Here is a 12578-nt window from a genome sequence, read left to right as displayed (position 1 = left end):
GGCCGGCCCGATGTCGGGCCGGCCGTCGGATCGGGTCAGGTGCTCGCGAGCGCGTCCGCCGCTTCCGGGTCGCAGTCACGCAGGAACTGGGCGCAGCGGGCCGCCTCGTCGGCCTCGCCGATCTCGTCCGCGGCTCGGGACAGCACGTAGAGGCAGCGGAGGAAGCCCCGGTTGGGCTCGTGTGACCACGGCACCGGGCCGTGCCCCTTCCACCCGCTGCGGCGCAGCTGGTCGAGGCCACGGTGGTAGCCGGTGCGCGCGTACGCGTACGCCGTCACCACCTGGTCCTGTGCGAACGACCGGGCGGCGAGCTCCGCCCAGGCCGCGCTGTAGGTGGGGAAGCCGGCCGCCACGGTGGCGAGCGCCTCCTCGGTGCCGGCCTCCTCGGCGGCAGCCAGGGCGGCGTCGGCCTCGTCGTTCGCGGGCAGGCGGGTGGCCGGTGGCTCTGGCAAAAGGTTCTGCATCGCCCCATTCAACCCGCTGGACAGGGCGACACGCGAGCGGGTCGGCCGACGCGTTCGGCTGAACGGCTGAGGAGTTGGTCACGCCTGCGGCCTATGCCGCTGCCATGTGTTTTCCACTACAACTAATGGTCCGGAGCCTCCCCAGGAACCGGTAACGCAGGAGCCCGGTGGCCACGGTCACCGGGCTCCTGTCGGTCGCACCCCAGGCCCGAGGTTTGCCCGCCCCCGGCGGACGGGCAGGATGGCCGGGTGCCGACCCCACCTCCCGCGGACGTCATCGAGCCGCACCTGCACGCCGACGAGATCCAGACCCGCGACGAGTTCGACAGTCAGTTGGCCACCGGCCGACTGACCGGGCTGACCGTGCAGGGCCTGCGCCTCGACCTGGCGCCGGTGCCCGATCTCACCGGCATCGAGGTCGCCGGCACGCTCTTCGTGGGCTGCCGGTTCGCCTCCCGGGACGTCGGGGCCGACCTGGTCCGGCGCGGCGCGAACGTGGTGCCGCCGTTTTCCGGGTTGCCGTACCCGACCCAGCCGTCGCACCTCTACACCCCGGAGGAGTTGGCCGCCGGCTTCGCCGAGGGCGGGTTCACCGGCATGTACGACATCCGGGTGTACGACCACTACCGGGCGCACGGCGGCGCGATGCCGGACGTCAAGGAGGCGCTGGGTCAGCGGCTGCACGACCACGGCGTGGACAACGCGTTGACCGACGCCACCCGGGCCTGGCTGACCCGACACGGGCCGCAGTCGGTGGTGGGCATCATGGGTGGGCACGCGGTGCGGCGTGGCAGCCCGCCGTACCGGATGGCTGCCGTGCTGGGTTGGGAGCTGGCGCGGGCCGACCGGCTGGTGGTGACCGGTGGCGGTCCGGGGGTGATGGAGGCGGCGAATCTCGGCGCCTACCTGGCGGACCGGCCGGCGACCGAGTTGACCGAGGCGATCGACCTGCTGGCCGACGCCCCCGACTTCACCGACCACCACCGCTACACGGCCACGGCGTTGGCGGTGCGGCAGCGCTACGCGGGCGTGCCCCGGCAACGTGGTGACGACCTCGCCTGGGCACGGGCCGGCGGCCTGGCCATCCCGACCTGGCTGTACGGGCACGAGCCGGCGAACCTGTTCGCCGGGCGGATCGCCAAGTACTTCTCCAACGCGATCCGGGAGGACACCATCCTGCGACTCGCCCGTGGTGGGATCGTCTTCGCGCCGGGGCGTGCCGGCACGGTGCAGGAGGTGTTCCAGGCGGCCACCAAGACCTACTACGGCACCGACGGCGCCAGCGGCGCGTACATCTTCCTGGACCGCGGCTACTGGACCACCGAGCTGCCGGTGGAGGCGTTGTTGCGTCCACTGCTGGCCGCGTCGCCGTTCGGTGACCTGTCGTCGACGATCCACCTCACCGACGACGTACGCGAGGCCGTCCGCCTGCTCACCGCGTGAACGACGACGGCCGGCTCCCCGCGAGGGGAAGCCGGCCGTTCGTGGATGCGTCGTTACTTGGTCATCGTGGTGCCGGTCGAGCGCAGGTCCTCGCACGCCTGGACGACACGGGCGGCCAGGCCGGCCTCGGCGGCCTTGCCCCACGCGCGCGGGTCGTACTGCTTCTTGTTGCCGACCTCGCCATCGATCTTCAGCACGCCGTCGTAGTTGCGCAGCATGTGGTCCGCGACGGGGCGGGTGAAGGCGTACTGGGTGTCGGTGTCGATGTTCATCTTCACCACGCCGTAGTCGAGAGCCTCACGGATCTCGCTCAGCAGGGAGCCGGAGCCGCCGTGGAAGACCAGGCTGAGCGGCTTGTCCTTGCCGTACTTGGCGCCGACGGCCTCCTGGATCTGGTTGAGGATCTCCGGACGCAGCTTGACGTTGCCCGGCTTGTAGACGCCGTGCACGTTGCCGAAGGTCAGCGCCGCCATGTAGCGGCCCTTCTCGCCGAGGCCGAGCGCCTCGACCATGGCCAGGCCGTCATCGGTGGTGGTGTAGAGCTTGTCGTTGATGGCGTTCTCGACGCCGTCCTCCTCGCCACCGACGACGCCGACCTCGATCTCAAGGACGATCTTGCCCTTGGCGGCCTCGTCGAGGAGCTGGGCGGCGATCTGGAGGTTCTCCGCGACCGGCACGGCCGAGCCGTCCCACATGTGCGACTGGTACAGCGGCTCCTCGCCGCGCTTCACCCGCTCCTGCGAGATGGCCATCAGCGGACGGACGAACCCGTCCAGCTTGTCCTTCGGGCAGTGGTCGGTGTGCAGGGCGATGTTGACCGAGTACTTCTTGGCCACCTCGTGCGCGTACGCGGCGAACGCCACCGCGCCGGTGACCATGTCCTTGATCGAGGGGCCGGAAAGGTACTCGGCGCCACCGGTGGAGACCTGGATGATGCCGTCGCTCTCCGCGTCGGCGAAGCCCTTGAGCGCCGCGTTCAGCGTCTGCGAGGAGGTCACGTTGATCGCGGGGTACGCGTACCGGCCAGCCTTGGCGCGGTCCAGCATCTCCGCGTAGGCCTCGGGGGAAGCGATGGGCATGTGATGCGCTCCTTACTTACCACTCTCGGCCGTGCTGGCCGCTGTTGTTCACCTGTGCGCCGGACCGCGCTGTCCTCCGCCCGGCAGTATCCCGTAGGTGGGGTGTGCCGGAACAACCGACCCGGGTGCTAGCCGTTCATCGGCGGTCCAGGTTGTCCGGCACGATGACGCTGATCAGCCAGGTGACCACTGTCATCACGATGGCGCCCCAGAACGCCGCCCAGAAACCGTCCACCTCGAACGGCAGGTCGAGCCCCCGGGCGATCCGGTCGGTGAGCAGGAACAGCAGGGCGTTGACCACAAGCGCGAACAGGCCCAGGGTCAACAGGTAGAACACGCAGCCGAGCACCCGGATGATCGGTTTGAGCACCGCGTTGACCACACCGAAGATCAGCGCCACCACGATCAGGGTGAGCACGGTGTTGCCACCCGAGCGGCCGTGCACGTCGACCCCGGGCACGATCAGCGTGGTTATCCACAGAGCGACCGCGGTGATCGCCAGTCGGATGAGAAAGCCCACCGCACCATCCTGGCACCGGGTCGCGTCGCCGAGGGCTGATTCCGCCTACTCCGCTTCCGGGCGCGGTGCCCGCCCACCCCGTACGGTGGGTGGGAACCGTGCCCCGAGACCCCCCGGGAGGGACGATGGGTCAGCCCGTTGAGGACTTCACCCCCGGCGACCACCTCGCCCCGGACGAGCGCAACCCCGAGGCGGAGCCGGCGGACGCCGTCGAGCAGGCCACCTCGGCCGTCCCGCTGGACGGTGACGGAGCGCCGCAGCGCGGCCTGGAAGTCGACGACTGGGACGCGATGGAGCAGGCCCGGGTGGTCACCGGGGACGAGGACGACTACCGCTGAGCGTTCAGCGAGCGCCGTCCACCAGCTTCGGGTGGCGGCCCACCCAGTCGCCGAGCCGATCCTCGCGCAGCGCGGTCAGGAACTCCGGGGCGAGCTTCGGGTCCGCCTCCAGATAGTGGCTGGGCCCGGTCGACTCGTTCGCCGGCAGGCTGAGCCCGACCGGTTCCAACGAGCGCAGCGTCGGGATGAGCCTCATCAGGTCCAGCATGGTGGCCTCACCCGGTGACACGGCGAGGTCCGGCCCGACGGTGCTCAGCAGCTTGGCCAGTCGTACCGGATTGGTCAGCAGGCCCTGGTCGGAGGCCGAACGCACCAGCGCGGTGGCGAAGATCCGGGCATTGCGGTCGCGGTCCTGGCTGCCCTCGGGCAGCCCGTAGCGCTGGCGGAGCAGGTCGACCGCGGCGGCGCCGTCGAGACGCTGACACGCGGCCGGGAACACCCGCCGGGTGTGGGCCGACCGCACCTGCTCAGGCAGGCAGACCGGCACCCCGCCCACCTCGTTGGTCAGCGACCGCAGAGCGGAGTACGTCAACACCACACCGGTGTCGATGCGGACACCGGTCAGGTTCGCCACCGTCTGCCGGGTCAGCTCGTAGCCTTTGGCCAGGTCCGTCGACCCATAGCCTGCGCCGAACGCGAACGCCGCGTTCAGTTTGTCGCTGTCGTGACCGGGGATCGGCACCCTCAGGTCGCGGGGCAGTGAGATCAGGTACGGGCGGCTGCGGTCGGCCGGGAGGTGCAGCAGCAGTACCGAGTCGGCCAGCGGCGGAGCCGACGTGCGACTGTCGATGCCGAGCAGCAGGACGGTCACCGGACCCGTCGCCAATGGCCGATCCGACGCTCCGATCAGGTCGGCGGTCGGCGGCGTTCCGGCGCGTTCCGGGGTGAACAGCGGCACCCCGACGCCGAGTACGCCGAGCACGGCCAGGGCCACGCCACCGGCCTGCCAGCGACGCCGACGCTGCCGGCGACGTGCCGCCAGCCGGTCGATCGCGGCCCGCAGTGGGCCGGTCGGCGGGGTCAGCGGCTCGTGCCTGCCGAAGGCGGCACGCAGGTCGTCCTCAATCATGTTCACGCCTCCACGTACTCGGCCCGGAGCGTGGCCAGGGCCCGGGAGATGGACGAACGTACGGTCCCGACGGCACAGCCGAGGATGTCGGCGATCTCCGCGTCGGGTAGGTCCTCGTAGTAGCGCAGCACCAGGGTGGCCCGCTGCCGGCGCGGCAGCCGGGACAGCCAGGACCAGATCTGGTCCCGGTCCACAGCGGTCTGCGTGTGGTCGGTGGGCACCGGCACCGTCGCGTCGGCCTCCCCGCGCAGCAGCACCCGGCGGACCCAGGAGCCGCGCCGCCAGTCGACGTACTGGTTGGTGAGCATCCGGCGCACGTAGTGCTCGGGCGAGTCCGCCCGGGCGACCCGACGCCAGTTCAGTTGGACCCGGACCATGGTCTCCTGGACCAGATCCTGAGCCTGGTGCGGATCACCGGTGAGCATCACCGCGTACCGCAGTAGCGGGGCCAGCCGCGTGTCCGCGAACTCCTCGTACGTCACTGCACCTCCCGGGGCTCCTACCGCAGATGACGGAAGCGGACGGGCAGAACATTGCAGCGAGCGTGGTCAGCCTTTTGGATGATCTTGTTGGCCAGGTGGTTCCGAGGGGCTGCGTCCAGCCTTAACGGCTCCTTAAAATCCGCAGGCTCCACCTGAACCCCCAACTGGAGGAACCCCCTCATGCTCACCCACTCCGCCCGGCGCTGGCTCGCCGGACTGGGCGTAGCAGGCGCGTTCGTCGCAGCCTCCGCCACCCCGGCAGCCGCCGCCAAGGCTTCCTTCGACATCGTCACTCACGATCTGCTCGTCGCGCCCGGCCACCTGACCTACGGCTCCTTCTACGCCCAGTCGACCGGCAGCGAGTCCGAGCCGACGTTCGGTCGAACCTCGGTGGACGTCGACCTCTCCGCAGTCGCCGGCTTTGCCACGGTGGAGCCGACGTGGGGTTGGACCTGCGACGTTTCGCCAACCAAGCTGCACTGCGAGTCCGACATCGAGGATGGCCAGTCGCCCTCGTTCGACTACCTGGTCACGGCTGAGGACGACGCGAAACCAGGGCAGAAGGGCTCGTTGGCGATCAGCCTCACCGCCGGCGGCAAGACCGCCAAGGCGAAGGCCGACGTCAGCATCGCCGAAGGCGTGGACCTGGTGAGCGACCCGACCGTCGAGGCCAGCGGCGCTCCGGGCGGCAGCGCTGGCCTGCCGGGCATCGTTCGCAACGCCGGTGCGACCCGGGTCAGTGGTGCGGTCCTCGTCGTCCAGGCCGAGTACCTCGCCGCCTACGGCGGGGACTTCTCGAACTGCAGGTCGGACGAGTGGGGGATGACCACCTTCTGCACGTTCGACACGAAGATCGAGCCGGGTAGGTCGTACAAGCTCTCCGGGAACCTTCCCATCAAGGTCGCACCGGAGGCGCGTACCGGGGCCAAGTTCCCGGTCCTGCTGGACTGGTGGACCATTGCCGACTGGGAGTTGGCGTTCAAGGACTGGCACCTGGGCGACGTCGCGCCCGGTAAGGGCGGCAGGCTTCGCCTGGTCGAGCAGTCGACGGAGCGCGCGCGGGCGCCGCAGACCGACCTCGAGAAGTGGAACAGCACCACCCTCGGGACCGTTCGGGTGACCGGCGACAACCATGCGGATCTGGCCGCCAACGGCGCGTCCGCGAGCGGCAGGAAGGGTGACGTGGTCACCGTCGCGCCGAGCTTCACCAACCATGGACCGGCCGTCGTCGAGTATCTGGGCCAGAGCACGCCGGGTATCCAGCTCGCGGACCTGCCGGTCCGGATTTCCGTCCCGGCCGACACGACGGTGGTCGAGGCAGATTCCGAGTGCGTGCCATTCGCGCCGGAGAAGGAGTGGGATCCGTGGAACGCGGGTTGGGGTGAGCCGGGCGCCAAGGAGTACGCCTGCGCGGTCCTCGAGACCCCGAACGACAAGGACTTCAAGGGCTCGTACTCGTTCGCGCTCCGAATCGACAAGGTCGTCCCGGACGCCACGGGTGCCATCACTACCGTGCTGGCCGGCGACCCGAACAAGAGCAATGACACCGCCAAGATCATCATCAATCCGACCAGCACCGACGGCGGCGACAACGGCGGCGGTAACGGGAACGGCGGCGGCGACAACGGCGGCGGCAGCAACAACGGCACGGGTGGAAACGGCAACGGCGGCTCGGGCAACAACGGCACGGGCGCCGGCGGTAACGGCGGCACGGGCGGCGGCGACAGCGGTGACGGCGGCGGCCTGCCGGTCACCGGTCAGTCCACCGGACTGATCGCCGGCCTCGGCGCGTTGTTGCTCGCCGCGGGCGTCGGTGGCTATCTGGTGGCCAAGCGCCGCCGGACCCGCTTCGTCGCCTGACCGACTCCGCACCACAGGTGCCCCGCCCACCACCCGGTCGGCGGGGCACCGTCGTACGGACTCCACGACGCGGGCGGGTGGTGCGGGGCCGGTCCGGCGCGGCTGGGACCTTGGGCTTCGGTACCCTTTGTGGCCGTGGACACAGCTGAGAAGACCCGCGCTCTCGTGGAGAGCGTCGCCCTGAACCCGCTCGATCCCAAGGATCTGTTGCAGACCTTCGGCCTGATCGGTGTGTGGGTGATCCTCTTCGCCGAAACTGGCCTGCTGGTGGGCTTCTTCTTCCCGGGCGACTCACTGCTGTTCCTCGCCGGCGTGGCCTCGTCGCCGGTGGCGGACGCGATCTTCGGTGACGGCACCCGTCTTTCCCTTGCCGGCCTGCTGATCGGCGGCCCGATCTGCGCGATCGTCGGCGCCCAGCTGGGGCACTGGCTCGGTTCCCGCTACGGCCGGCCGATGTTCGAGAAGCCGAACTCCCGGCTCTTCAAGAAGGAGTACGTGGAGAAGGCCGAGTACTACTTCCAGAAGTTCGGCCCGGCGAAGGCCGTGGTGCTGGCGCGCTTCATTCCGATCGTCCGGACGTTCCTCAACCCGGTGGCGGGCGCGCTCGGCATGCCGGCCCGGAAGTTCCTGCTCTGGAACATCGTCGGCGCGGTGCTCTGGGTGGACGGCATCCTGCTGATCGGCTACCTGCTGGCCGAGCAGATCTACGACGCCATCGGTGACAAGATCGACCGCTACATCCTGCCGGTGGTGGCCCTGATCATCCTGATCTCGGTGCTGCCGATCTTCTTCGAGTTCCTCCGCGACCGGCGTGCCCGCAAGCGCGGCGAGGCGGTCGCGGTGGTCGCGGCGGCCAGCGCCGCCGGCGCGGTGGAGGCAGCCCGCGAGGCGTTCGACCACGACCGGCACCAGCACGGCCGGCACCGCCCGGAGCACGGCCAAGACCACTGAGCCCACGTACGACGACGACGGCCGGCCCCTGGTGCGGGGGTCGGCCGTCGGCATGTCGGACCCGGCCTCCGGCGGTGCGGCCGGGGACGAGCACAGGTGTTACCCACCGATGGCGCCACCCCTGGCTCGCCACCGGACGCCGTCCCGGCGCGGGACGGCGTTTGCTGCCTACGTCAGCGGGCCTTCTTGGTGGCCCGCTTACGCGGCGGGGTCAGCAGGTCGGCGATCGTCGCGATCGCACTCGGGACCAGGCTGTAGTACGCCCAGACACCGCGCTTCTCCCGCTGCAGCAAGCCCGCCTCGGTGAGGATACGCAGGTGATGACTGACCGTCGGCTGAGAGAGGCCGAGCGGCGCCGTCAGGTCACAGACGCACGCCTCGCCCTCGGGGGCCGACTGGATCAGGCTGAGCAGCCGCAACCGAGCAGGATCCGCAAGGGCCTTGAGGACCCCGGCGAGACGCTCGGCATCGGCACGTTCGATCGGCTCGCCGTTAAGCGGCGAGATCTGAGGCATAGTCATTTCGGCCAACGCAGTTCCCACGTATTCCATCCTTCCACCAGCAGCATCGATCCGCCTGCATATCAGCAGATCCGAATCGGTAAACTTTTACGCCACAAGGCCAAGGTCAGCCAACGTATAGGCCGCCCGGTAAGGCAATCCGGCGGCTCGCACCGCGTCGCCGGCGCCTCGATCAACAATAACCGCCACGCCCACGACTTCCGCCCCGGCCTCGCGAAGCGCCTCGACAGCGGTCATCACACTTCCGCCCGTCGTGGACGTATCCTCCACCGCCAACACCCGGCGGCCGGCCACCTCCGGTCCCTCGATCCGCCGCTGCAGACCGTGTGCCTTGCCCGCCTTGCGCACCACAAAGGCGTCCAGGGCACGGCCAGTCGGAGCAGCGGCGTGCAGCATCGAGACCGCGACGGGATCCGCGCCCAGGGTGAGGCCGCCAACAGCGGCGTAATCCCAGTCGGCGGTGAGGTCGAGCAACACCCGGCCGACCAGAGGAGCGGCCTGGTGATGGAGCGTGACGCGCCGCAGATCCACGTACCAGTCTGCCTCACGCCCCGAGGAGAGCACGACCCGCCCGTGGACCACGGCCAGGTCGGTAATGAATTTACGCAGGTCGTCGTGGTCCCCCATGGCGATAGAGGTTACTGCGCAAGTCTGAACGGTGTGTGCGGGGTCCACCCTGACCAGCCCGGCGAGGCACCGATGGTTGGCGATGTTCGACTACGCTCAGCGACTGTCCTGACAGCGGCGCGCCAACGTCTCCGCACCGGCCACCGGAGGCCGGCGGGTCGGTCGGGGCTCAGTGGTCGTCGCGACCGATCCGGCCGCGGGTGTCCCGGGCGACCGCCTGGAGCAGCCGACGCGGCGCATGCCGCATGCCGGCGACGGCCACCTTGTACTTCCATGCCGGGACACTGACCATCTTGCCTTTGCGCAGGTCACGCAGGGCTTCGTCGACCACATCCTCGGCCCGCAGCCACAGCCACTCGGGCGTCTTCGACATGTTGATGCCGGCCCGCTGGTGGAACTCCGTGCGGGTGTAGCCGGGGCAGAGGGCCATCACCCGGACCCCGAACGGCCGGGCGGACAGGCCAACGGACTCGCTGAAGTTGGTGACCCACGCCTTGCTGGCCGAGTACGTCGAACCGGGCATCGCCGCACCGAACCCAGCAACCGAAGAGACATTTATCACTGCCCCATTTCGGCGTTCGGTCATCGGTCGCAACGCCGCCAGGGTCAGCCGCATGACCGCGTGCACGTTGAGCCGCAACAGGCGCGCCTCGTCCTCCGCGGTGGACCGCAGGAACGATTTGTTCAGGCTGATCCCGGCGTTGTTGACCAGAAGGTGCACGGGACCGCCGTCGGCGAGCCGTTGCTCCACGATGGCGCACCCGTCGTCGGTGGACAGATCCGCGGGGATCGTCTCCACCTCGCGGCCGTGGGCGGAACCCAACTCGCCGGCCACCTCGGCCAACCGGGCCGCGTCGCGGGCGACGAGCACCAGGTGCCAACCATCGGCGGCCAGCCGCCGGGCGAACGCCGCGCCGATACCGGCGGTGGCCCCGGTGATCAGAGCCCGACGCTCGGCAGTCGTGGGGTCGAGCGGCACGGGGGCGGTCCTCACCTGGGCGGGTACGGGGGCGCGGGCGGCGCCGATGGCGGGTGGTACGGGGCGGACGTGAACGCGGGTGGCGCGGATGGTGGCGTCGGCGGCGCGGCCGAGCGGCGGTGACCGAACCAGGCGTTCGCCGCCGGCAGGGCCAGCAGCACGGCTACTACAAGGTAACCGAGCACCTGCCCGACGGAAAGCCCGGCGTTGAGCGGGATCCACCAGGACGGGTAGGCGTCCCCGATCAGGCCCAGCAACTCGGCGAAAGCCTGGTCGTCGGCACCCAGTTGCAGTGGCGCGGCTCGTTCACCGATGAGCACCGCCACGCTGCAACAGCCGCCGAGCACACCGAGCCCACTGACCACCCAGGTGGCCACGCGGGCGCCGTTTCGCGCCGCCAGCAACCCGAGGGCCAGGGCGGCGAGCACCGGCGCGGAGAGCGCCGCCACCACCGCCGACAGCACGGCGGACGCGCGCAGCAGGGTCACCACGTCGTCGATCTGCTCCGGGCTGGCCGAGGTGTCCCGGGCGGCGGAACGGAACGCGTCGACAGTCCCGCCCAACACCACCAGGTCGACCACGGTGTAGACGAGCGCGGTCACCGCCATCACCCACAGCACGGTTGCGGCCGACAGGACGACGGCGGGCCGGCGGGCCGATGCCGATTCGGGGTACGACACGACGAATCCCTCCGGTAGGCGTCGGGTTGCAACCTACTCGGAGGGATCGTCGGCGTCGTGCTTACCGGGCCGTCAACTCGTGGGTGGTGGGTTTGACCCGGGCCGATCCCCGGGCGGCGTGTCGTCCGGCCGGTTCGCCGGCGGCGGGTAGCTCGGCTCGCCACTTGACGGGTAGCCCGGCTCACCGGACGACTGCGGGTAGCCGGGCTGACCCGGGGTCTGCGGGGCACCCGGGTAGCTGGTGCCCGGGGTCGGCGGCTCCCAGGCCGCGGTGGCCTTGCGGAAGAACGGGTGGGCCTTCGGAAGCGCCAGCAGGATCAGCGCGGTGACAAGCGCGATCAGGCTGAGCACACCGAGCAGCAGGCTGACCGGGGTGACCCAGTCGGGCAGGGCCTCGTCCAGGCGGCGCTGGATCTCGTCGGGGCTGGGTCCGTCGCCGGTGTCGCCACCGGTGTTGAAACCGCCGCTCGCGTTGCTGAGCAGGCCACCGCCCACGCAGCAGACCAGGATGCCACCGACGATCCAGGTGGTGATCCGGGCGCCGTTGCGGCCCTGGTTGTTGAACAGGGCCAGGACGCCCAGCACGACCGCGAGCAGCAGCAGCAGGATGCCGCCGCCGATGCCGATGGCGACGAAGACATCGGCCACCTGGTCGCCGTCGACGCTGCTGTCCGCGTACGCGTCACGGAGCGCGTCACGCGTCTTGCCGAAGGTGGTGAGCGAGATGATCAGCGTGATCACCTGGAGCGCCAGGAACAGGTAGATCAGGTAACTGGAGATCGACACAACTGATGGCCGCTGACGGGCCGGCGTGCTCTGGGAATCGACCATGATTCTCCTTCCCTCAGATCGCCCACACCGTATCGGCAACCGGCCGTTTCGGCATGCCGTGGCGGGCCGGCACGCCCACCCGGCCCGGGCTCAGCGCTCGCCGGATCGGGGCAGGATCGTCAGGTCAGCGGGGTCCAGCAGGTCACCGCGGGCCACTCGCCAACCCTCTTCGCCGTACGCCTCGAAGGAGAGCCGCGCCGCGCCGCCGGACTGGTAGTCGTGATAGCGCATCGTCCCTGCCGACGGCAGCCCGACCTCCTCGGTCGCGGTGTAGCGCGCCTGCCCCGTCTCGGCCCAGGTGTAGCGCCGCCGGCCGAGGTCGATGGTCGGGGCACCCGGGGTGACGCTCGCGCCCGGCTCAGCCGTCCAGAGCACCAGCTCCAGTTCGGGGCCGTCCTCCACGGAGAGCCGGTAGCGGGTGCCGGAGTCGTCGTCGAGGAGGTGCTGCACCCAGCTCCAGTCCCCCTCGACGAGGCGGATGGTGCCGCTCACCGCGTACTCCCGATCGCGGATCCGCACGCGGTCGCCCAGGCCCAGGCGAAGGGGGTCGCCGCGCCGCGACTCCGCCGTGGCGTCCGACGACCGCCCGCCCGGCCGGGTAGACCGCCGGGTCCGCACGGCGACGACGATGACGACCGCCGCGAGTACGGCAAGCGCCACCACCAGGTACGTCACTGACCTGCCCACCCGACCATCTCCCCAGGTACCTCGGCGCAGACGGTAACAATCCTCGG

At 70.2% G+C, this 12578-nt stretch carries 15 protein-coding genes; 4 read left to right on the top strand and 11 right to left on the bottom strand.

Annotated features, from left to right (window positions below; all coding sequences use genetic code 11):
* Positions 1 to 35: 35 nt before the first annotated feature.
* Positions 36 to 464 carry a DUF3151 domain-containing protein gene (locus tag AB0A90_RS07935; RefSeq protein WP_357243455.1) on the bottom strand — a complete coding sequence of 143 codons (429 nt, stop codon included), beginning with the start codon at positions 462 to 464 and terminating at the stop codon, positions 36 to 38.
* A gap of 249 nt (positions 465 to 713) precedes the next feature.
* Here AB0A90_RS07935 and AB0A90_RS07930 point away from each other — a divergent pair, with 249 nt between their 5' ends.
* A complete protein-coding gene (locus AB0A90_RS07930) occupies positions 714 to 1907 on the top strand; it encodes a hypothetical protein (RefSeq protein ID WP_357243452.1) in 1194 nt (397 codons plus the stop codon).
* A gap of 53 nt (positions 1908 to 1960) precedes the next feature.
* Here the strand turns inward: AB0A90_RS07930 and fbaA are convergent, their stop codons facing one another.
* Complete coding sequence (gene fbaA, locus AB0A90_RS07925) at positions 1961 to 2986, bottom strand: class II fructose-bisphosphate aldolase (RefSeq protein WP_357243449.1); 1026 nt, start codon at positions 2984 to 2986, stop codon at positions 1961 to 1963.
* Between the two features lie 136 nt (positions 2987 to 3122).
* A complete protein-coding gene (locus AB0A90_RS07920) occupies positions 3123 to 3506 on the bottom strand; it encodes a phage holin family protein (protein WP_357243446.1) in 384 nt (127 codons plus the stop codon).
* A 125-nt stretch (positions 3507 to 3631) separates the two neighbouring features.
* Between AB0A90_RS07920 and AB0A90_RS07915 the strand changes: the two genes are divergently transcribed.
* Positions 3632 to 3844 (top strand): hypothetical protein, encoded by a 213-nt coding sequence (locus AB0A90_RS07915; RefSeq protein WP_357243443.1) that lies wholly within the window; start codon positions 3632 to 3634, stop codon positions 3842 to 3844.
* A 4-nt stretch (positions 3845 to 3848) separates the two neighbouring features.
* On the opposite strand, the gene AB0A90_RS07910 is transcribed toward AB0A90_RS07915, so the two are convergent.
* Positions 3849 to 4913: an LCP family protein gene (locus tag AB0A90_RS07910; protein ID WP_357243440.1), complete on the bottom strand. Its 1065-nt coding sequence runs from the start codon at positions 4911 to 4913 to the stop codon at positions 3849 to 3851.
* A 2-nt stretch (positions 4914 to 4915) separates the two neighbouring features.
* Positions 4916 to 5395, bottom strand: a complete 480-nt coding sequence (locus tag AB0A90_RS07905) for a SigE family RNA polymerase sigma factor (RefSeq protein WP_357243436.1) — start codon at positions 5393 to 5395, stop codon at positions 4916 to 4918.
* A gap of 180 nt (positions 5396 to 5575) precedes the next feature.
* On the opposite strand from AB0A90_RS07905, the gene AB0A90_RS07900 reads away from it, so the two are divergent.
* Both AB0A90_RS07900 and AB0A90_RS07895 read left to right on the top strand, forming a co-directional pair.
* Positions 5576 to 7255, top strand: coding sequence for an LPXTG cell wall anchor domain-containing protein (locus AB0A90_RS07900; protein ID WP_357243433.1), 1680 nt, complete (start codon positions 5576 to 5578; stop codon positions 7253 to 7255).
* A 129-nt stretch (positions 7256 to 7384) separates the two neighbouring features.
* Positions 7385 to 8206: a DedA family protein gene (locus AB0A90_RS07895; RefSeq protein WP_357243430.1), complete on the top strand. Its 822-nt coding sequence runs from the start codon at positions 7385 to 7387 to the stop codon at positions 8204 to 8206.
* Between the two features lie 173 nt (positions 8207 to 8379).
* Here the strand turns inward: AB0A90_RS07895 and AB0A90_RS07890 are convergent, their stop codons facing one another.
* The 6 genes from AB0A90_RS07890 to AB0A90_RS07865 form a co-directional block, all read right to left on the bottom strand.
* The gene (locus AB0A90_RS07890) at positions 8380 to 8757 is read right to left on the bottom strand and encodes a metalloregulator ArsR/SmtB family transcription factor (RefSeq protein WP_030332125.1); all 378 of its coding nucleotides are present in this window, start codon (positions 8755 to 8757) and stop codon (positions 8380 to 8382) included.
* Positions 8758 to 8814: 57 nt separating this feature from the next.
* Entirely contained in the window at positions 8815 to 9354 is a 540-nt protein-coding gene (gene pyrE, locus AB0A90_RS07885) for an orotate phosphoribosyltransferase (protein ID WP_357243427.1), read from the bottom strand.
* A 169-nt stretch (positions 9355 to 9523) separates the two neighbouring features.
* On the bottom strand, positions 9524 to 10333 hold the full coding sequence (locus tag AB0A90_RS07880) for an SDR family oxidoreductase (RefSeq protein ID WP_357243424.1): 810 nt from the start codon (positions 10331 to 10333) through the stop codon (positions 9524 to 9526).
* A gap of 11 nt (positions 10334 to 10344) precedes the next feature.
* Entirely contained in the window at positions 10345 to 11013 is a 669-nt protein-coding gene (locus tag AB0A90_RS07875; RefSeq protein ID WP_357243422.1) for a hypothetical protein, read from the bottom strand.
* Positions 11014 to 11085: 72 nt separating this feature from the next.
* The gene (locus tag AB0A90_RS07870; RefSeq protein WP_357243419.1) at positions 11086 to 11844 is read right to left on the bottom strand and encodes a hypothetical protein; all 759 of its coding nucleotides are present in this window, start codon (positions 11842 to 11844) and stop codon (positions 11086 to 11088) included.
* 90 nt (positions 11845 to 11934) lie between these two features.
* Positions 11935 to 12531, bottom strand: a complete 597-nt coding sequence (locus AB0A90_RS07865) for a DUF4178 domain-containing protein (protein ID WP_357243416.1) — start codon at positions 12529 to 12531, stop codon at positions 11935 to 11937.
* Between the last annotated feature and the right edge of the window lie 47 nt (positions 12532 to 12578).

It is taken from the genome of Micromonospora sp. NPDC049204, from assembly GCF_040647935.1.
Taxonomy (GTDB): Bacteria; Actinomycetota; Actinomycetes; order Mycobacteriales; family Micromonosporaceae; genus Micromonospora.
Note: the sequence above shows the minus strand (reverse complement) of the source record. Positions and strands in the feature narration are given on the sequence as shown.

Coding starts and splice junctions, on each gene's coding strand:
- AB0A90_RS07935 (WP_357243455.1), bottom strand. CDS start 464: ATGCAGAACCTTTTGCCAGAGCCACCGGCCACCCGCCTGCCCGCGAAC.
- fbaA (WP_357243449.1), bottom strand. CDS start 2,986: ATGCCCATCGCTTCCCCCGAGGCCTACGCGGAGATGCTGGACCGCGCC.
- AB0A90_RS07915 (WP_357243443.1), top strand. CDS start 3,632: ATGGGTCAGCCCGTTGAGGACTTCACCCCCGGCGACCACCTCGCCCCG.
- AB0A90_RS07910 (WP_357243440.1), bottom strand. CDS start 4,913: ATGATTGAGGACGACCTGCGTGCCGCCTTCGGCAGGCACGAGCCGCTG.
- AB0A90_RS07900 (WP_357243433.1), top strand. CDS start 5,576: ATGCTCACCCACTCCGCCCGGCGCTGGCTCGCCGGACTGGGCGTAGCA.
- AB0A90_RS07890 (WP_030332125.1), bottom strand. CDS start 8,757: ATGGAATACGTGGGAACTGCGTTGGCCGAAATGACTATGCCTCAGATC.
- pyrE (WP_357243427.1), bottom strand. CDS start 9,354: ATGGGGGACCACGACGACCTGCGTAAATTCATTACCGACCTGGCCGTG.
- AB0A90_RS07870 (WP_357243419.1), bottom strand. CDS start 11,844: ATGGTCGATTCCCAGAGCACGCCGGCCCGTCAGCGGCCATCAGTTGTG.